Annotated in this window: 16 protein-coding genes; 15 read left to right on the top strand and 1 reads right to left on the bottom strand. The window is 48.4% G+C overall.

Annotation, left to right across the window (positions count from 1 at the left end; all coding sequences use genetic code 11):
• The 8 genes from LKI20_RS08855 to LKI20_RS08820 all read left to right on the top strand — a co-directional run bounded on the left by LKI20_RS08855 (nt 1) and on the right by LKI20_RS08820 (nt 12,402).
• Entirely contained in the window at nt 1–1,191 is a 1,191-nt protein-coding gene (locus tag LKI20_RS08855; RefSeq protein ID WP_291772914.1) for an App1 family protein, read from the top strand.
• A gap of 217 nt (nt 1,192–1,408) precedes the next feature.
• Nucleotides 1,409–3,919: a S9 family peptidase gene (locus LKI20_RS08850; protein WP_291772911.1), complete on the top strand. Its 2,511-nt coding sequence runs from the start codon at nt 1,409–1,411 to the stop codon at nt 3,917–3,919.
• A gap of 170 nt (nt 3,920–4,089) precedes the next feature.
• On the top strand, nt 4,090–5,136 hold the full coding sequence (locus LKI20_RS08845) for a 3-isopropylmalate dehydrogenase (RefSeq protein WP_291772909.1): 1,047 nt from the start codon (nt 4,090–4,092) through the stop codon (nt 5,134–5,136).
• Between the two features lie 162 nt (nt 5,137–5,298).
• Nucleotides 5,299–6,516: a lipoate--protein ligase family protein gene (locus LKI20_RS08840; protein WP_291772907.1), complete on the top strand. Its 1,218-nt coding sequence runs from the start codon at nt 5,299–5,301 to the stop codon at nt 6,514–6,516.
• Between the two features lie 37 nt (nt 6,517–6,553).
• Entirely contained in the window at nt 6,554–7,300 is a 747-nt protein-coding gene (locus LKI20_RS08835) for a Crp/Fnr family transcriptional regulator (RefSeq protein ID WP_291772905.1), read from the top strand.
• Between the two features lie 68 nt (nt 7,301–7,368).
• Nucleotides 7,369–9,531 carry a transglycosylase domain-containing protein gene (locus tag LKI20_RS08830; protein WP_291772903.1) on the top strand — a complete coding sequence of 721 codons (2,163 nt, stop codon included), beginning with the start codon at nt 7,369–7,371 and terminating at the stop codon, nt 9,529–9,531.
• A 178-nt stretch (nt 9,532–9,709) separates the two neighbouring features.
• Nucleotides 9,710–11,065, top strand: a complete 1,356-nt coding sequence (locus LKI20_RS08825) for an NADH:flavin oxidoreductase/NADH oxidase (RefSeq protein WP_291772900.1) — start codon at nt 9,710–9,712, stop codon at nt 11,063–11,065.
• A 104-nt stretch (nt 11,066–11,169) separates the two neighbouring features.
• Nucleotides 11,170–12,402: a DUF2075 domain-containing protein gene (locus tag LKI20_RS08820; RefSeq protein ID WP_291772898.1), complete on the top strand. Its 1,233-nt coding sequence runs from the start codon at nt 11,170–11,172 to the stop codon at nt 12,400–12,402.
• Nucleotides 12,403–12,476: 74 nt separating this feature from the next.
• On the opposite strand, the gene LKI20_RS08815 is transcribed toward LKI20_RS08820, so the two are convergent.
• Entirely contained in the window at nt 12,477–13,622 is a 1,146-nt protein-coding gene (locus LKI20_RS08815) for a quinone-dependent dihydroorotate dehydrogenase (protein ID WP_291772896.1), read from the bottom strand.
• A 184-nt stretch (nt 13,623–13,806) separates the two neighbouring features.
• Between LKI20_RS08815 and LKI20_RS08810 the strand changes: the two genes are divergently transcribed.
• From LKI20_RS08810 to pdxS, 7 genes are all read left to right on the top strand, one after another.
• A complete protein-coding gene (locus tag LKI20_RS08810; protein WP_291772894.1) occupies nt 13,807–14,580 on the top strand; it encodes a polyprenol monophosphomannose synthase in 774 nt (257 codons plus the stop codon).
• 71 nt (nt 14,581–14,651) lie between these two features.
• The gene (locus tag LKI20_RS08805; RefSeq protein WP_291772892.1) at nt 14,652–15,464 is read left to right on the top strand and encodes a DeoR/GlpR family DNA-binding transcription regulator; all 813 of its coding nucleotides are present in this window, start codon (nt 14,652–14,654) and stop codon (nt 15,462–15,464) included.
• The gene (galT, locus tag LKI20_RS08800; protein WP_291772890.1) at nt 15,461–16,729 is read left to right on the top strand and encodes a galactose-1-phosphate uridylyltransferase; all 1,269 of its coding nucleotides are present in this window, start codon (nt 15,461–15,463) and stop codon (nt 16,727–16,729) included. The genes LKI20_RS08805 and galT overlap by 4 nt, the downstream gene beginning before the upstream one ends.
• A 19-nt stretch (nt 16,730–16,748) precedes the next feature.
• On the top strand, nt 16,749–17,999 hold the full coding sequence (gene galK / locus LKI20_RS08795) for a galactokinase (protein ID WP_291772888.1): 1,251 nt from the start codon (nt 16,749–16,751) through the stop codon (nt 17,997–17,999).
• A gap of 170 nt (nt 18,000–18,169) precedes the next feature.
• The gene (locus LKI20_RS08790; protein ID WP_291772886.1) at nt 18,170–18,442 is read left to right on the top strand and encodes an ACT domain-containing protein; all 273 of its coding nucleotides are present in this window, start codon (nt 18,170–18,172) and stop codon (nt 18,440–18,442) included.
• A gap of 48 nt (nt 18,443–18,490) precedes the next feature.
• Complete coding sequence (locus tag LKI20_RS08785) at nt 18,491–19,855, top strand: PFL family protein (protein ID WP_291772884.1); 1,365 nt, start codon at nt 18,491–18,493, stop codon at nt 19,853–19,855.
• Nucleotides 19,856–20,008: 153 nt separating this feature from the next.
• Nucleotides 20,009–20,884: a pyridoxal 5'-phosphate synthase lyase subunit PdxS gene (gene pdxS, locus LKI20_RS08780; RefSeq protein WP_291773497.1), complete on the top strand. Its 876-nt coding sequence runs from the start codon at nt 20,009–20,011 to the stop codon at nt 20,882–20,884.
• The last annotated feature ends 27 nt before the right edge of the window (nt 20,885–20,911 follow it).

Here is a 20,911-nt window from a genome sequence, read left to right as displayed (position 1 = left end):
ATGGAGCAACAAACTCATTCCACAATACGCGCCCGACGTGCGGCTACGTCTTTTGATACAGCACAGCCACATGAGCGTATTGAAAGTAAACCATTGTTGATTCGTTCTGCAAGACGTGGAGTCACCGGAGCTTTTAATGTTTGGATAGGTCTTTCGACCTTGATTACTCACCACCTCAGGTGGTATCCGATAGTTGAGCCATATGTTGGTTATGGGACTCCCGACTATTCTCGTTTGATTTGTCGTACCACGCTGTCTCCTGAACGGGGACGTTCCGGTCTAGCAGTACGCGGTATTCGCAGTGCTTTCAAAGTCCCAGCACCTGGTACGCAGGTAAAAATTCGTGTCGATGGTACTCGGTTGCGTACGGTTCAAGTGGGCAGCTCAGAAGTTTACGATCAACCAGATCATGGACGCTCCATGAGTGACGAATTTGCCTTGTCGGACTCAAGCGGGTATTTGGATTTGGTGGCTGAACATCGTTTGCAACCTGGTCGGCATGAGGTCTCCTACCAAGTTCGTAGAAGACCACCAGTTACTGCTCCGCTATATACCTATCCTGCTTCGACGCCTTTAGGTGTGATTTCTGATATTGATGACACCATTATGGTGACTCAAGTGCCCTCTCTATGGCGCGCGGCGTACAACATGTTGTTGTTGAATCCTAAAAAGCGGATTTCTGTACCTGGTATGAGTGTCTTATACAACAAAATCAGGGATTTATATCCTCAGGCTCCGTTCTTTTACTTATCGACATCGCCATGGAATGTGGAAAGTTCCATCCGGCATTTTATCGATTACCACGGTTTCCCAGAAGGACCTCTGTTACTGCGTGACCTTGACCCTCGTCCTAAAACCTTTATTCCAACCGGAGTACAACACAAACTCGAGTTTGTAGACCAGCTAATGGCTGATTTTCCGAATATGAAGTTTCTACTCATCGGCGATGACGGACAAAAAGATCCAACTACATATGCGACCGTAGCTCGTAGATACCCTGGAAGAATTCTTGCGATAGGAATTCGTCAGCTAAGTCCACGAGAATCGATAGGTGCAGTTGCAGGAATTACCGCTACACAGCCGATGCCCGTGACTGATGTGCCGGTATTTTATGGAACCACCGGTTCGAATCTGATGAATACTATGCTGCCCTTCCTTGCTACACACCGCGACAGACGAGCTCATAGGTAAATACGTATAAATGCATCCTGAAAATGCCCTAAATTGCGATTGTGTAGTGATTTAGAGTGAAAGCCAGAGTATAACTCAGTGCGTGTGTCGACAACAACGGCTGAATTCCAACATTGTCGGTTATTAATGCTGTTTAGTGTATTTGCAAAACCCTACACAACAGAGCCTGCGCCTCGATATGTTCATCATGTTGAGGAATAACCATATAATCTCAGACATGACAGCAGGCAGCGATGTACAACATGACGATATCGAACAAATGGGAAGCCATGGAAGAGTAACAGGCATTCCTACCGCAGAGCGCATCCCCACCCTAAGAACCGCAGGGGGAGAGTCATTCAGTGACCCCTATGAGTGGATGCGTGATAAAACTTCGAAGCGCACTCAGCGTTACGTATCTGAACAGAACGCCTATTTTGAAGCGCGAACGAAGAACCTACATAGCTTTAGAGATGTGCTATTTGAAGAGTTGAAATCACATATCAAAGAAACCGATATGTCTGTTCCTGTAAGACTTCATGGTTTTTGGCACTACACGCGGATTGTGGAAGGCCAGCAGTATGCAGTTCAATGCCGTTTGCCAGTAGTCGATGAGCATAATTGGAATCCTCCCGTTATTGACACGGCTAATGGTGCTCCTTTGCCGGGCGAGCAGGTGGTTTTCGATGCCAATAAGGAAGCGTCTGGGCATGATTTCTTCCGAGTAGGTGGTATGGATCTCAGTAGCGATGGCAGGTGGCTCCTGTATGGGACAGATACTACTGGCAATGAGCGCTATGACTTTCATATCAGAGACTTACAGAAAGCAATTGATGCAAAGGCTGGCACCAGTGCTCAAGAAGCTGATTTGCCTGAGGTGATTAAGCAGGTTTCCTCTGGAGCAATGATTACTCCTGATGGGAAATGGGTATTTTATGTGAAGGTGGATGACTCATGGCGTCCGTACAGTGTGTGGAGACACCGCGTCGGTAGTGATACTGCTGATGACAAAGAAGTATGGACTGAGAGAGATGAGCGTTTTTGGGTGGGCGTAGGCATGAGCTTTGATGAATGCCGCATCGTTATCACTACTGGTTCGAAAACCACGAGCGAGGTATTGACTTTATCTGTTCACAATCCAACAGCTTCATTCGAGGTCTTCGTTCCAAGACAGGAGGGTATTGAATACGATGTAAGTTTTGCTCGTTTTGAAGGCGCAGGTGAGAATGGTGAGGATATTCCTCTGGCATTGACCTATCACAATGTCCTCAACCCAAATTTTCAAGTGAATGTGATTGATATGCGTGCGCATGCCGCGCCTTATCAACTCACCGAAGGCGTGTGTGTGGTCCAGGGGAGTCCTGCTGGGTGTGAGGCCTCGGAGCTTGATCCTTCAGGAGATTTACCTATTGATACTCCATATCATCAGCAAGGCAATCCTGAAATTCTGCAGGGGGCACGCGGGCTGGGTATCGAAGGTCTTTCGATGCATCGTCATTTTGTTACCTTGAGTTATCGGGCTGATAGCCTTCCTCATCTGGCAGTGATGACCAAAGAGCAGGCAGCGAAGAACTTTGTAGAAGGCCAAGCATGGGAGTTCAAGGAAATGACTGCCGCTGCGTTGGGTGAACATGCAGCTCAAGCGGTATTTTCAATAGGAGCGGGGGGCAACCCCTCCTATGAGACTCCAAAAATGCGTTATAGCTTGAGTAGCTATACGAATCCCGCTCAGTTGCGTGAATACGATCCTGCCACTGGTGAGGATGTGCTGTTAAAACGGGCTGAAGTTTTGGGGGATTTCGATGCCGCTCATTATGCGGAATCCAGATTATGGGTTCTCGCACGAGACGGACAGCGTGTGCCTGTTTCTGTAGTGTGGCGAGAGGGTTTAGTGCCCAGCCTTGATGCGTACAGTGATCGAGGTTTGACGAATCGAACTTTGTCTATGCACGATGTGGTAGGTAGCAGTAGCGATGGATATTCCACTAATACTCCGCACGCGATGCCCTCTGCTATGTTTATCACCGCTTATGGCGCTTATGAATGCAGTTCTGATCCGTTCTTCTCACCTGCAAGACTGAGCATGCTCGATAGAGGAGTTATCTATGCTGTGGCGCATGTTCGCGGTGGTGGAGAAATGGGGCGTGCATGGTATGAACAAGGTCGCAGACTCAATAAAAAGCATACCTTTGAGGATTTTGTGGATGTAACTGCTGCACTACAAGTCAACGGCATTGCAGACCGGAGTAGAACAGTGGCGAACGGTGGATCAGCAGGTGGTCTTCTTATGGGGGCTATCGCCAATATGGCTCCTCAACTCTATGCCGGTATTGAAGCAGATGTGCCTTTTGTAGACGCACTGACATCCATTCTCGATCCTAATCTTCCTTTGACTGTTACAGAGTGGGATGAGTGGGGAGATCCTTTGCATGATCGGCAGGTTTATGACTATATGAAGTCATATTCGCCATATGAAAATGTGCCTGATGCGCATACCCGCGAGCTCAACTTCGGAACCACACACTTTCCAAAGATTTTCGCAACCACATCGATGAACGATACGCGCGTACTTTATGTGGAGCCATTGAAGTGGATAGCTCGATTACAAGAATCTGCAGTAGATGCGGATGCTGTGGTCAAGGTTGAAGTTGAGGCGGGGCATGGTGGTGCAAGCGGACGTTATAAGCAGTGGAAGGAACTGGCATTGGAAAATGCTTGGTGCCTAAACGTAATGGGCTTCAACTCATGACTCAGCTGTGCTTGTGTAGTGTGCTTGTGTGACGTGAGCGTGTGATGTGCTTGTTTGATGTGTTTGTGTGCTGAGCGAAAGGATGCTGTGCCTGTCAGATGACCATATTTATGTCCATCTGACGGAATCGGCAGCGTGATAACAGGGGGGTGCTGCATATCCTCGGGATTATGAGTGAGAACACTACACAAGGCGTATATCGCATTGCTGTCATCCCTGGTGATGGTATTGGCAAAGAAATCGTTCCACACGCTCAAGCGGCGCTTGACAAGGCATCACAGGGCTTTGCAAAGTTCACATATGAGCCTTTCGACCTTGGTGCAGAGCGCTATCTGAGAGATGGTGCCATCCTGCCGGATGAGGATTTGGAACGCATCAAACATACTGATGCAATTCTGCTCGGTGCCGTTGGAGATCCACGCGTTACCCCGGGAGTACTGGAACGAGGGCTGCTACTCAAGCTTCGTTTCGCACTCGACCAATATGTGAATCTCAGGCCTTCCAAGCTGTTCAAAGGTGTTACTTCTCCTTTAGCAAATCCTGGAAATATCGACTTCGTCGTCGTGCGTGAGGGCACTGAAGGTTTGTATGTGGGCGCAGGCGGTGCAATACGCCGTGGAACTCCCCAAGAGGTTGCAACTGAAGTGTCGCTAAACACAGCATTCGGGGCAGAGCGAGTTATTCGATATGCGTTTGAACTGGCAATGAAACGCCGTAAGCATGTCACCTTAGTGCATAAGAAGAATGTGCTTACCAATGCAGGTGATATGTGGCAGCGTTTAGTGAATAAGGTTGCTGAGGAATATCCAGAGGTTAGTCACGATTATCAGCACATTGACGCCGCCACTATTTTCGTGGTTACTGACCCGGCTCGGTTCGATGTGATTCTCACAGATAATCTCTTTGGAGATATTCTGACCGATGAGGCTGGCGCAGTAGTGGGAGGGGTAGGGTATTCGGCATCTGGCAATATCAACGCCACGAATGAATATCCCTCCATGTTCGAGCCGATTCATGGTTCAGCACCGGACATCGCGGGCAAGGGTATAGCCAATCCGACGGCGGCAATTCTTTCCGCTGGAATGTTATTACGGCACCTCGGACTTGATGAGCCAGCGTCACGTATTGAGCGAGCTGTCGAAGATGATATCGCTGAGACAGCTTCGTCCACGCGTAATACCGAAGAGATCAGTGCAGATATCCTCGCACGTTTGTAGAGTATGTTTCCAGTGTCATAGACCACAAAGTGTGCATATATGCACGTGAAGATGACCATATTAGGTTATTGGCGTGCTTATACGCACACTTTCGATGCGCGGTGACATAGAAGGTGATACTGATTGTGCGCAGAGTAGCAGAAAAGAAAATTGGCGGTGGTTATGAGTAATGCACCAGTGCGGCAAGGCCGAGGCGAATGCAAAATGCGAGGCGGTAAACTCATCGCAGCCAATGTGACAGCTAGTCAAACGCGTGTGTTGAGTTGCATACTTGATGGGGATTTCTTTGCAGAAGGCAATCTTGACAAACCTCAGGTGATTGCAGATATTGAGGCTCAAATCACACAATGTGCGCTACCAATCGATGCTGATACCTTAGGCAATAAGATTCGCGAGATTCTAGATACACAACAACTAACGCTGCTTATTGGAGCCACACCGCAGACAATTGTCACAGCTGTACAACGCGCACTGCTTGCTAGTGACGGTATTGCGCAACCCGAAAATGAGCATGACAAGCAATCCAATGCCACGCAAGAGACACTATCTGCACCAGACTTGGTGTCTGACCGCCTACTATCTGACTTTCGCAACAGATGGAAAGCCTTAGCTCTCAGCGTGGTGCATGATGAACCGCTGATGCCTTCGCGCCAGATGGCAACCGACCACGCCTTGGCTCAAGCAGTTGCCCGCGGCGAGTGTGGGCCGATGATTCGCATCTGGGAGTGGGCTGCCTCAACAGTGGTTATCGGACGATTCCAATCCTTAAGTCATCAAGTCGACCTTGAAGCTGCTCAACAGGAGGGGGTAAGCGTTGTGCGCCGAGTTACAGGCGGCGGTGCAATGTTTGTTGAACCCAAAAATACTATTACCTACTCACTGTATGCACCCCTCAATTTAGTCGAGGCAATGAGCATAGAGCAGTCATATAGGTGTTGTGACGACTGGATTTTGTCGGCGTTACGACAGATTGGTATTGATGCACAGTATGAGCCTATTAATGACCTCTCCTCTCCATCAGGCAAAATCGGAGGTGCTGCCCAGCGGCGTTATGCAGCTCAGCAAGGTGGCCCAGGAGCAGTACTTCATCATGTGACTATGTCTTACGACATCGATGCAGAAAAAATGTCACGAATATTGAGAATTTCTCGGGAAAAAATGCGGTACAAAGCGGTGCAATCTGCAGTCAAAAGAGTAGACCCGCTGCGTTCGCAATCAGGATTAGGGCGTGAAGAGATTATTGGCAAGCTAATTGCCTTTTTGCTAAGTACAATACCCGGCGCCCACACAGGGACGGTTCCGTCACCAATAAGACAAACTGCTGCGGTTTTGGACGCCATTCGTTTTTCTCAAGACAGCTGGACACGCGGTATCGTCTGAAAGAGAGATACAATCAAGCAGAACTATACGGTCGAGGATGACTAAACGAGCGGAGGAAGGTGGAGTGATCATTCGCAAGCCCAATGAAATTCCAGAACCTGGAAACACCTTGCTCCAGACTGCTTTATTTAATCAGGTTTCTGAACAGGAAGCGGATTTATTGCTCCCGCACCTCAAATATTCTTCTGTAGCGAAGGGCGAGAGCATCTTTCGCGAGGGCGATACGGATCATCGTATGTATCTGCTGGAGGATGGCAGGGTTAAGTTAATACGACAAGCCTCAGATCGTCGTGTGCAGCTGCTCAGCATCCACGGCCGCGGAGAGGTTCTTGGAGAAATCCCAGTTTTTGACCCCAACGGTGGTCCTAGAACAGCAACTGCAGTTGCGATGACGAATCGCACACGAGTTGCTGTGTTGGAACACGAAGATTTGTTTACCTGGCTTAATGATCATCCTCGCGTCGCTGTGGACATGCTTCAAGTTTTAGCGAATCGCATGCGTAGTAACAACGAGCGCATTTCTGATCTAGTTTTCATGGATGTGCCCGCACGGTTAGCAAAGACGTTGTTGAGTCTAGCTATGCGTTTTGGTGAGCCTATTGAAGCTGGTTTGATGGTTCCTCACGACTTGACGCAAGAGGAGTTGGCGCAGCTCGTAGGTTCTTCTAGGGAAACCGTGAATAAAGCATTGATGGACTTTTCTAACCGCGGCTGGATATCACGCAAAGGGCGTTCAATCATCATTTACCAGCCTGGAATGCTCATACGACGTTCGCGCAGGTAGTGTGCAAATTGCTCGAAGAAAGAGTATTCACAGCTTCTTAGTAGGTAGCCGGTTTTAGAATGAGCATCATGCCGAAGAACCAGCCTATGACCGTTAGACGCTTTTTCACCTTTGTGCTCGCGTATTTGATTTTCTGTACTGCTGGGGGTGTTGTCGCTTCAGGCTTCTTGCTACCTGCTGTATTTGGACTTAATGCTGCCGCAAAGTCGCTAATCCCCTCGCTGCAAGCGCAGGGCATCGATTTCGATGTTACGGATTTGCCTCAGCAGTCACGAATCTATGCCTCTGATGGCAAGACGGTGATTGCGACCTTTTATGCGCAGAACCGCATCGTGGTCCCACTCAACGAAGTTTCCGACTACATGCAGAAAGCAGTGGTTGCTCGTGAGGATAGAAGATTCTTTGAGCATGCTGGTGTTGATATTCAAGGTGTATTCAGAGCTTTCGTCGAAACTTACGTGAAAAAGGGCGATACACAGGGTGGCTCTTCATTAACGCAGCAGTACGTTAAAAATGTGCTGATGAGTGAGGCCGAGGAAGATGATGACCCGATTGCCGTATATCATGCACAGGAAGAAACTGTTGCACGTAAGATGCGCGAGATGCTTATAGCTGTTCAGATGGAAAAGAAATACAGTAAGGCAGAGATCCTACAGGGTTATCTCAATATCGCCCAGTTTGGCAATGGTATCTACGGTGTCGAGACTGCAGCGCGACGTTTCTTCAATAAAAGTGCGAAAGATTTGAATATCGTAGAATCTGCCACGATTGCTGCAATTACTAAGAATCCGACAGGATACGACCCCACATCAAATCCAGAACAGTCGCAAGAACAACGCAACATTGTGCTTGATTTGATGTATCAACAGGGATATATCAATGCGAAACAGCGCGATGAAGCTAAGGCGACACCTATAGCTTCAACGTTGCATGTGCAGAGCGTGGCAGCAGGTTGCCAAGCGGCAGGAGATGCAGCATATTTCTGCGATTATGTGACTAAACAGATTTTGAATTCCTCTGAATTCGGTAAGACTCAGGCAGATCGTGACAAGCTTCTCAAACAGGGTGGCTTAGAAATCTATTCCACCATGGATGTCAATGCCAATAGTGATGCCATGAAAGCAGCTAGAGCAACGATTCCTGTTGATGACTCCACCGGTTTCGAAGTTACGATAGCGGCTATCAAACCAGGCACGGGAGAAGTATTAGGCTTTGGTATTAATAGAACCTACGACGCTACGCAAGATTCGGGTGGGGGTACCAAAACCGCTATCAACTATGCAGTCGACGAAGCTGACGGTGGAGGCTGGGGCTTCCAAGTAGGGTCTACATGGAAACCGATTAACCTTGCAGCATGGATGGCTGCGGGCAAGTCTATTAACCAATCTCTAAGAACCTACACTTCGTATAACAAGAGTTCATTCCCTGACTACTCTGGTACTGGTATTTGGCCTGTCCAGAATTCTGGCGGCGGCACCACATCTCCTGAAACACCTCTACAGGGTCTTATTCGTTCGCACAACACCACTCAGGCTTCAATGGCTCAAATCATTGGTCTGAAACAGATAGCCAATACTGCCAAGACGATGGGTTATCACAATTCCCCCGAAGGTCAAGAAGATATCTTCTCGTCGAATTCTTACAATCCTCCTATGGTTATTGGAACCGTTCAGGCTTCTCCTCTGACTATGGCAAACGTCTATGCGACTATTGCTGCAAATGGAGTCGAATGCACACCTATCGCCTTGAAAAAAGTTGTGGACAAAGACGGTAACCAGCTCAAAGTTCCTTCTGCTAACTGTCATCAAGCTATCGATTCAGGAATTGCACAAACCGTTGCATATGCAATGAATCAGGGTGTTGTGCAATCTGATGGTGAGGCTGCAACAACACAGCTAGATGGTGGTCGCAAAACCTTTGCTAAAACTGGAACGAATGAAGATACCTATATGCTTACTGGTGGTTTCGTTCCTTCAGTAGCTGCATATGTTGCTGTCGGTAATGCGGAATCTCAAAAGTCTTTCAACAATAAAACCATCAATGGTGTGTATCACAGCACTTGGTATGGTGCGTATATAGCTACGCCAGCTTGGAAAGCCTTCATGAATAGTTACCTTGCAGATACCAACACTCCGATTGACAACAGTTATGGAAATGCTGATGCGAAGTACATGGGTGCGGCAACCACCAGCTCGGGGACGAGCTCATCCAGCTCATCCACGAATAATTAGTTTGACGTTGCTGTCTTAAACACCCCAATCTCATCACATCTGCGATCCTGTTTTGCATTTCGATGCAAAACAGGGTTTGTTGTTTTGCAAGACTTGTTCTGTATTGCTTGAGGTAACGGAAGTAGAATAGCTACAAGTCTGCTCATTGCAGCACCGCTGGGACAAAGGAAGGTCTGACATGGCACAACAAGACGATGTGGCTTTCGATACTACTGATGATGAGAATGTTCAATCTACGCGGGATACCGTATCTGAGGAACTTCAGCAACACGCAGAGGAATGGGACGCTCTAGATGCCGCATCTGCTGTGGGTAAGTCCACTGATCCTTCGCTTGATCACGATGACCATTCTGCGAGTAGCCAGACCAAGGGCAACAATAAAGTAAAAAAACAGCGGAATAAATCGCGCAAAGGCTCCAAAAATATCAACACTGTCGAGGCGCCGGATTTGTTTTCTCCTCTGACTTTGCGTGGGGTGACTACGCGAAACCGCATCTGGATGCCTCCTATGGACACGTATTCGGCGTTTGGGCAAGATGGCAGACCAACGCAATTTCACTATCAGCACTATGTCTCTCGCGCATTAGGTGGCTTTGGCATGGTGATTGCTGAGTCAACAGCAGTCAGTGCTGAGGGACGTATCTCACCGTGTGATTTAGGCCTTTGGGAGGACGGGCAGATTGATGCCTGGCGTTGGATTGTAGACGATGTAAAAAAGGCTGGTGCTGTTGCAGCGGTGCAGCTCAATCACGCGGGTCGTAAGGCTTCTACTGGCTGCTTCTCCACAGGGCATATCAATGCTACCGTTCCTCAAGACGAGGGTGGCTGGCCGACTGTAGCACCAAGTGCTATTCCCTATGGACATTATGACGTTCCTCGCGAACTCAGTATTGACGAAATCCATGGGATCGTAGATCAGTTCAAATATGCTGCTGGCAGAGCGGTGAGTGTGGGCTTCGAAGCAATTGAGCTTCATGCTGCGCACGGATATCTGATTTCGCAGTTCTTGGATCCGCTGAGTAATCAGCGTACTGATGAGTACGGTGGTCCTTTGGAAAATCGGATGCGATTCCTGATTGACATTGTTGATGCGGTACGCTCCGTGATTCCCGAGGGAATGCCATTGTTGGTTCGTATTTCTGCAACCGATTGGGCTGCTGGTGGGTGGGATCTTGACCAGAGTATCGAAACGGCGAAGGTTATGAAGGCTCATGGCGTTGATTTGGTAGATGTTTCAACCGGCGGCATTATTTCGGGAGTAACTATTCCAGCACAACCTAACTATCAGGTGCCTTTTGCTCAGGAAGTGCGTCAAAAGGCTTTGATACCAACAACTGCTGTTGGATTAATTACTAAGGCGAAGCAGGCAGCGCGTATTGTGCACAAAGAGCAGGCAGATGCTGTCGAAATCGGCAGAGCTGCTCTGCGTGATCCATACTGGCCGTTGCGTGCCGGGTACAAGCTTGGTCTGAGAAAAACTGAGATTCCTTACCCTGAACAATATATACGTGGCGCATATGGAACTAAGCGCTGATAGATGTTCTTAAGTTCACTGATAGTGGTACCAGAAGCTGACCGTAAAACAGTCAGCTTCGTTGTTATTAGAGTGGTCCTTCAAGTGGATTAGAGTCCCGTGGTGTGAGCACGTATACATTAGATACAGACCAACAGTCTGCTTTGAACAGCATTATTGCCCTGTGTGAGCAACGGCTCAGCGGAACCTGTTCAAACCGCGGCTTTGATTCTCCTCATGTCGTTGTAGTAATTCAAGGTGCTGCTGGAACCGGTAAGAGTGTACTGCTGACATCATTGTTTGTAGCGTTGTCCTCTCGAAGTCGAATGCATCAATCTGATGAGATTCCATCTGCAGATGCACTATCTGGCATAGATGTGCGCATTATGGTCAATCACGCGCAAATGTGGAAACGGTACAAAGACATTGCTGGTAACAATCCTCAATTACGTAAGTCCCAGGTGCTTCGGCCAACTCCATATATCAATACTGCTGACCGCAACGGGAAAGGGGCGGATATCGCTCTGGTAGATGAGGCACATCTGTTGCTGACCCAGCCGAATCCTTATATGCACTTTCGTGCAGAAAACCAGCTGAAGGAAATCGTTCGGCTCAGCAAGATTACTGTTATCGCATATGACGAGGCACAGGTGCTGCGCTTACGCAGTATGTGGAACGACGATGTGTTGTCTGAGGCACTCAATGATGCAGAAGTCATCAATATAAATTTGGGCACACAACACCGGATGGGTGCTTCTTTGGGTGTGAGGAATTGGATTGAATCATTGCTGGACGAAGATAGTGTGGTGTCTCCTCCTCCGTCTGAAGACCAGGGTTTTGAAATGAAGGTTTTTGCCGATGCGGGGAAGATGCGCGATGCGATAGTCGAGCGATCAAGTAGAGGTTCAGCACGTCTATTGAGTACCTATGATTATCCATATCGTCTTGACGGAGCCGATTATTTTATTGACGAGCCAGGCCTACATATACCTTGGGATCGCTATGTTCCACAGGCATCGCTGGCTTGGCCGCAGCGGCCAGAAACTCTTAATGAGGTGGGTTCGGTATATACCATTCAAGGTTTGGACCTCGACTGGGCAGGAGTAATTCTTGGACCATCGAATGTATTAAGTGAACAAGGGACCTTATGCGTGAAGCCGGATGCCTATCAGGATCAGGCAGCCTTCGCTGGGGTTGCACGTTTACGCGCTAAGGGTTTGGATGCGCAAGAGATTGAGCACAGCAGAGAACGTGTGTTGAGGAATGCCTTAATGACCTTATTAACGCGTCCAAGAAAAGGACTGTTCCTGTACGCGCATGATCCTCAGCTGCTTCATGCATTATGCTCTATCCAATGAATGAAGCAGCTGAGAATGACTGAACTCAGTGCACTGTAGAGTGCAATCCATGCTCACATCTACCTAGATATGAACTATAAACCACTGCCCACGGCCTGCGAAACATTCTCAAAGCCGTCGCGTCGCAATAGCTGAACCAGACCTCGTTTGAATACACTGATTTGCTGAGGTCCACGGAACATCAACGAGGAAACGAACATCACCAGACTTGATCCGCATCGTATTTTTTCGTATGCCTGTTCGGGGGTGAACACACCACCTATTCCTGCAATGGCAAAACGTGAAGCAAATTCACGATAAGTGTTGGCAATAAGAGCATTACTACCTTCATAGCATGGTCCACCTGAAAGGCCGCCCGCCCATTGCACCGGCACGGATAGTCCAGTGCGGTCCTTTTGCAAGTTAGCGATAGAGATGCCTTGAACATTATGCGTTGCTAGTACATCCAGTAGATCCTTAAACTCAGACCATGATTTGTTGAGTGGCATTTTTACCAGCAAAGGTTGTGAGCGCTCAACAGAATCCAAAGATGTGAATAGCCGATCGAGGTTGTCAGGGTTTTCGTTGAAGGGTTCGCCAACATGTGTGTTTGGACAAGAAATATTAATTTCTACCATTGAGGATCGCCCAGCAGCTCGTTCAAGCGAAATGCGGTAATCTTCAATACCCTCGTCAATATCGCCACACTGGTCATCATTGGTACGAGCTATCGAAATCGACATCGCCATACTTGCAGCCTTGGTGTACGCCTTCTCGACTTTGGGGATTACTTGTTCAGAACCATCATTAGCTAGTCCGACGTGGACCATCATTGAGTCATACTCTGGCAGTCGGTGGAACCATGGGCGTGGATTGCCTGCACACGGCCGTGAAGTGGTAGATCCTACAGTTTCAAAACCAAATCCAGCTGCATCTAGCACTGTAGATAAATCGCAGTTCTTATCCAGGCCGGCTGACAGACCAAATGGATTTGAAAAATGTAGACCCATAACCTCGCTTTCGAGGCTGGGATCAGTGTAATCAAGCATCTGGCGTAACAGCCACATCAGTGGTGGTATGTTGCCTGCCGCTCGACAGAAGCTAATCATCTGATCGTGAGCAATATCTGGTGCCTGATTGAACACCACAGGCTTTACGGCATGCTTGTAAACGAAGGAGAACAAGTCCGTACTTGCTTTATTAACAGCATCTCTGGCCGTTGATTCTGAAACATACTGCATGCACCTATTCTTGCACACCGGCGTTGTTTGGGTGTGCGTGAAATGTGTTCAATGATGCATACGACACGCCACTAAGTACAGAGCACGGGTGATCTTGTGCTTATTTTCACAGCAAACATCCAGTATTTCACACCATTACGGGCATTGCGCACAGTAGTGTTGGAGTGAATACCTCAGGGGGTGCATGATGACTGATACAGCTGCGCGAAATACGAGTACCAAGTCTCAACGCGATAACAGGGTTGTAGTAGTTATGCCTACATATAACGAAATCGACAACCTTGGGACCACGCTGGCGGGAATTTTCTCATGTACCCATGATGTTGATGTGCTGGTTGTTGACGATAATTCACCGGATGGTACCGGTAAAATGGCAGATTTCATTGCGCAAGGGGAACCTCGACTTCATGTGTTGCACAGGAAAGCAAAAAATGGTCTTGGCCCTGCATATCTCGATGGTTTTCATTGGGCCCTACAACAGCGTTACGATGTGATCTGCGAAATGGATATGGACGGCTCTCATCGACCGCAGGATTTAGCGCGCATGCTGGATGTGGTTGAGCGTAACCCTCACGTTGATCTGGTAATAGGATCCCGTAGGGTTAGGGGCGGTCAAACAGTTAATTGGCCTTTGCTGCGAGATGTGATTTCTCGTACAGGTTCGTGGTATGCCCGCTGTATGTTAGCCTTACCTGTTCACGATGTCACAGCCGGTTTTAGAGCGTATCGAGCTTCCCTATTACAACAGATTGATCTCGAAAATATTGAGGCCAACGGATATGTGTTCCAAGTTGATATGACTCGGCGAGCGCATCAAGCTGGTGCCAACATTTTGGAAATCCCCATAGCATTTATCGAGCGGACTCAAGGGAAATCAAAAATGGGTATGGGTATTGTGCTTGAAGCGATGCTGCGGGTGACCGCGTGGGGTGCTGAGAGAATAGTAAAACGATCATAATTCTTGTCGAAACGAAAGAAAAGCGACATCAGAAGTTGTAATTCTGCGCGTATGTGTGCGATAATGTTCGAATGATATCCTCACAGCGTCAACATCTGATTTTGAGCAGATTACGTACCCGTGGAGCGGTGCGTATTACTGCATTGTCAAAGGAATTAGGCGTTTCTGCAATGACGATACGCCGAGATATTGCAGAATTAGCCGATAAAGGACTGTTAAAACGTGTGCACGGCGGTGCGGTCACTACCAGCACCCTTTTGGCAGAGCCGCTGTTTTCTGTTAAGTCGCAGATGGACATCGGATTAAAAGATGCTATTGCGAAACAGGCTTTGACTTATGTCTCGCCGGGAGATGTTATTGCTATCGGTGGTGGCACCACAGCCTATGTATTTGCACAGCATCTGCTCGAGAGCCGCCGTTCCGCAGGAATTACCATTCTCACCAATTCGATTCCTGTTGCGGAACTGGTCCAGGCCTTGGAAAGTAAAGATGTTGAGGTTATCGTCACGGGCGGAGTGATTACTCGATCAAATTCTCTGGTGGGGCCGATTGCTGATAAAGTCGTCGCCTCATTACGCGTCAACACAGTCTTTTTGGGTACGCATTCGGTGTCAATCCCTCGTGGTTTCCTCATGCCTAATTCACTCGAAGCTGCCACTGATATGGCTCTGATGGATATTGCGGATAACACCATCATTCTTACTGATCACACCAAGTGGAGTAGCACATCCTTGTCGCTGTTTGCCAACTTCGATCAAGTGAGTGCAGTGATTACCGATGATGAGCTTGACCCACAGTCTGTTGAAGCAACCCGAAAACTGGTCAAAGAACTCGTCCTGGCACATCAGGTCGAGAGAAGTGAAGGAAGTGAGCAACAAGAATGAGCGATGATATTGCTTATCAGTCTGCACAGTACAAGCCTGCCGAGTATGCGGCGAAACATATTCGCATAACCCCGACAACACTTGCGGACGGTCGAGATTTCTTCTATCTGGATGATGACCCTGCATATGTGACTGGTCAACGCACTCGTGAGCTAACAGACCCACGTCCTCTGACTGATCGTTTCGCGCCACATGTAGATGCTGAAGGTCATCAGATACCTATTCAAGCTCCACAGATGCGCAGGGATCCCCTCACAGGAGAGTGGATACCCATGGCAACTGCACGCATGAACCGACCCATCACTGCGGGTCCTGGAGCCACAGCGAGCGGTAATCCATTAGCGGCGCGCAAACCAGGAGATCCTTATCAGGACGGCGAAGTACCGGATACTGATTACAACGTTGTGGTCTTTGAGAACCGTTTTCCCTCAATGATGCAGGTTCCTGGTGTTCCAACACAAACGCAACATATCGATGGCAAAGATATATGGGAACAACAAATAGCTAATGGGCGTTGTGAAGTAGTGTGTTTTGACCCTAAAGAGGATGCTCTGCCAGCTGATTTACCAGTGGAGCGCATTCGCACCGTTGTTGAGGCTTGGGCATTTCGCACAGCCGAAATCTCCGCTCTAGACGGCATAGAGCAAATATTTCCCTTTGAAAATCATGGACAAGAAATTGGCGTTTCTCTAGCGCATCCACACGGGCAGATTTATTGTTATCCCTTTGTGGCGCCAAAGATGGAAACCGAGCTGCAACATACCGAAGAATACTACGCACGCACAGGTGGAAATCTGCTTAAAGATATACTTCAATCTGAGCTAGATGCCAATGAACGTATAGTGTTCCGCAACCACGACTGGGTGGCGTATGTGCCAGCAGCTGCACGCTGGCCGCTAGAAGTTCATGTGGCCCCAGTACGCGACGGAGTGCTCAGCATCGACCAGTTAAATGATGATGAGCGTTGGGGATTGGCACAGATATACTCTACGTTGCTCAAGCGCGGCAACGCCTTCTTCGATACTGGTGACGGTAAAGGGATGGATTTGCCATATATCTCTGCGTGGCATCAAGCTCCACTACATGATCAACGTCGTGATCATTATCGCCTGAACTTACAGTTCTTTTCTTTCCGTCGTTCTCCAAACAAAATCAAGTATCTCGCTGGATCAGAATCAGGTATGGGAGCGTGGATATCAGATACTACTCCTGAGAAAATCGCAGCTCGATTCCATGAGCTTGGACCTATCGATTTAGACGTATAAGACTGAAAGGGAAGCAACGATGTCAACAGTGCAGTTCATCAACCCGCTTTCGAGCGAAGAGGGTTCAGCTAAGGCTTCTGAACTTTTTAACAATACTTTCGGTGAACAAGCAAGCGGAGTTTGGAGCGCTCCTGGCCGAGTGAACCTCATCGGTGAACACACCGATTACAATGCAGGTCTCTGTTTACCAATAGCGCTACCGCACCAGACTTTCATCGCTCTCAAGCCGCGAACTGACAATATTGTTCGTGTGGTCTCGGATGTTAACCCCAACAACGTTGTTCAAGCGAAGCTTGATGGTCTCGCAGCTGGTGGTGTAGACGGTTGGGCAGCTTATCCTGTCGGTGTTGCTTGGGCTTTGCGGGAAATGGGATTCTCACAAGTAAGAGGTTTCGATGCTGCGTTTGCATCGTGCGTGCCACTCGGATCGGGATTGAGCTCATCAGCTGCTATGACATGTTCAACTGCTTTAGCTCTTGATGATGTGTATGCCTTGGGATACGGCAGTTCAGACGCTGGGCGCGTGACGCTTATTGAGTCTGCGATGAAATCAGAGAATGATATGGCTGGTGCCAGCACTGGTGGTTTGGATCAGAATGCATCTATGCGTTGCACAGCAGGGCATGCGTTGCTGTTGGATTGCCGTCCGGAGCTGACCGCACTTGAGAACACGTCGCAACAACCTTTTGACCTTACTGCTCATGGTTTGGAACTATTAGTTGTTGATACTCAGGCACCTCATCAGCTTAATGACGGACAGTATGCACAACGTCGTAGCTGTTGTGAAGAGGCGGCAGCAGTCCTTAACGTTGCCAATCTTCGAGTTGTTGCCGACGGTATTGCAAAGGCTGACGATCCATTCCAAGCTTTGAAAGAAACATTAGATGCTCTGCCCGATGAGGTGATGAAAAAGCGTGTACGCCACGTAGTCACTGAGATAGCACGTGTGCGGGGTTTTGTGCGAGCATTTGCGAACGGACAGATTGAAGAAGCTGGTCGTTTGTTCAACGCTTCACACGATTCGTTAAAGGCTGATTACGAAGTTACTGTCCCAGAACTCGATGTCGCTGTGGATGTAGCACGCAAAAATGGCGCATACGGAGCGAGGATGACTGGCGGCGGTTTTGGAGGTTCTATCATCGCGCTCATTGATGAGGGGCGGAGTGAGGAACTTGCCCAGAAGATAGCTGATGAGTTTGCCGAGCGCGGTTTTCATGCGCCTCGTGCACTCGCAGCTGTTGCGTCGGATTCGGCTCGGCGGGTGTACTAAAGGTCCAGACGCCTAGTTCGCAACCTAGCTATTTCCAGCATAACCCCGAGCATATGCTCGGGGTTATGCTGTTGTGCTGGTGAATGACGAGACAATCAAAGGCTTTGGCAGTCTTACACATATACTGGGGGAGTTCCCAACTCTCAGCCAGGCGTATTCAGGAGACCCCCATGAATAAGGCAATAATCACCGTGGTCGGACAAGACACGGTCGGTATCATCGCACGAGTGTGTACTTATCTATCTGCTCATCAGACCAACGTTCTCGATATTTCCCAGACTATAATCGACGGTTTCTTCAACATGATGATGATCGTTGATTACAGCACATCCGACAAAGAGTTTGGCGAAATTGTAGCTGATTTAGACAGCCTTGGAGAAGAAATTGGCGTCCGCATTCGTTGTCAGCGAGAAGAGATCTTCACCGGAATGCATCGCGTCTGAGGAATCAGTCAGAACGTAACCACAGCCCTAAGAAAGGTGAAGATAGCCATGTTGAATATCATGGAGGTTCACGAGACTAATCAGATGATTGAGCAGGAAAAGCTCGACGTGCGCACTATTACTATGGGCATCAGCCTGTTAGATTGCGCCAGCGATGATCTTGCGACGCTTCGGACTAATATTTACCAGAAAATCAGCAGTTACGCGAAGAACCTAGTCTCTACGGGAGAAGCGATTGAGAGGGAATATGGCATCCCTATCGTCAATAAACGAATTACAGTAACACCTATCTCATTGGTTGCTGCCAGTGCTTGTAACAGCGTGGATGACTATGTACAGATTGCACATACTCTCGATAACATCGCTAAAGAGGTTGGCGTCAATTTTATCGGTGGGTATTCGGCTTTAGTCAGCAAATCAATGACACCAACGGAGCGTTTACTTATAGAATCACTGCCGCAGGCACTTTCTGAGACAGAACGGGTCTGCGCGAGTGTGAATGTTGGCTCGACAAAAACTGGTATTGATATGGATGCAGTTGCTTTGCTTGGGCGAAAGATTCTAGAGGTTTCAGAAGCTACTGCTGATTCAGATAGTTCCGGCAACTCAAAACTGGTGGTTTTTTGCAATGCACCTGACGACAATCCATTTATGGCTGGCGGATTCCACGGAGTTACCGAAGGCGATGCTGTTATCAATGTCGGCGTCTCTGGTCCTGGAGTAGTTCGTACTGCGCTAGAAACTGCTCGAGGAAAAGATTTCGGTGTGCTGTGTGAAACCATAAAGCGCACCGCATTCAAAATAACTCGTGTGGGCCAATTAGTTGCGCAAGAGGCAAGCAAACGGCTTGGTGTACCATTTGGCATCATCGATTTATCGTTGGCTCCGACACCTGCTGTCGGAGATTCTGTAGGTGAGGTATTAGAAGAGATGGGTCTTGAACAGGTTGGTGCCCCTGGCACAACTGCTGCACTTGCCTTACTTAACGATCAGGTGAAAAAGGGCGGCATTATGGCATCTAGCTATGTTGGCGGTCTTTCTGGAGCGTTTATCCCTGTCTCAGAAGATCAAAACATGATTGACGCTGCGGCATCTGGGTGCCTGACAATCGAGAAGTTAGAAGCGATGACCTGCGTGTGTAGCGTAGGTTTAGATATGATTGCTATTCCAGGTAACACCACTGCTACTACGATTTCGGGCATTATTGCCGACGAATCTGCCATCGGTATGATCAACCAAAAGACCACCGCGGTGCGTGTAATCCCCGTCATTGGCAAAGGTGTGGGTGATACGGCAGAATTTGGTGGTTTATTGGGGCATGCCCCGATTATGGCTGTCAATCAAAAGAGTTGTGCTGCCTTTGTTAACCGCGGTGGAAGAATCCCCGCCCCAATTCACAGCTTCAAAAACTAATCTGAGTCGATACTGAGAGATAACTGCGATAAAAGTTGGGATATGTTGGACGAAATGGCAGCATAATCCCAACTTTTATCGCAGTTATCTATTTTTGTGGTGAGTGTGGTCGTGTTGCTTGCTGGAAATCTGATTGTGGGTATCCTTGCCTTCATGACCAATGATCGATATGAATTGAATAAGAATCTTGCCCAAATGCTCAAAGGTGGCGTCATTATGGATGTCACTACGCCAGAGCAGGCTGTTATTGCCCAAGATGCTGGTGCATGTGCAGTAATGGCTCTGGAACGGATCCCCGCTGATATTCGTGCTGCTGGTGGTGTCTCTCGTATGAGTGACCCCAAAATGATACGAGGCATCCAACAGGCAGTTTCAATTCCAGTTATGGCAAAGGTACGTATCGGTCATTTTGTTGAGGCGCAAGTTCTACAGGCTCTCGACATTGATTACATCGATGAATCTGAAGTATTGACACCAGCAGATGATGTCTATCACATTGATAAAACCCAATACAGTGTGCCATTCGTATGCGGTGCAAAGAACCTTGGTGAGGCACTTCGTCGTATTACTGAAGGTGCTTCTATGATTCGCACTAAGGGTGAGCCTGGAACCGGTGACGTGGTTCAAGCTGTCAGACATATGCGCGAGATGAACAGACAGATTCGAGAAGTGGCCGGATTGCGCGATGATGAAATCTTTGAAAAGGCTAAGGAACTTGAAGTGCCGGTGGAATTGTTGCGCTCAGTACATGACAATGGTCGTCTGCCTGTGGTTAATTTTGCTGCAGGTGGCGTGGCGACACCAGCCGATGCTTCTTTGATGATGCAGCTAGGTGCTGAAGGTGTATTCGTGGGTTCGGGAATATTCAAGTCAGGCGATCCAGCTCAACGTGCAACGGCGATTGTGCAGGCAACAACCAACTATCAGGATTGGGACCTTGTGGCGCGTGTATCCGAGGGTCTTGGTGAAGCCATGGTTGGTATTAACGAAAATGAAATCGCTGTATTAATGGCGGAGCGTGGCAAGTGAGCCAAGTTGCTGCACAGAGCAAGGGAA

The sequence above is a fragment of the Bifidobacterium sp. genome, from assembly GCF_022647885.1.
Taxonomy (GTDB): Bacteria; Actinomycetota; Actinomycetes; order Actinomycetales; family Bifidobacteriaceae; genus Bombiscardovia.
This window is presented reverse-complemented; position numbering and strand designations above follow the sequence as displayed.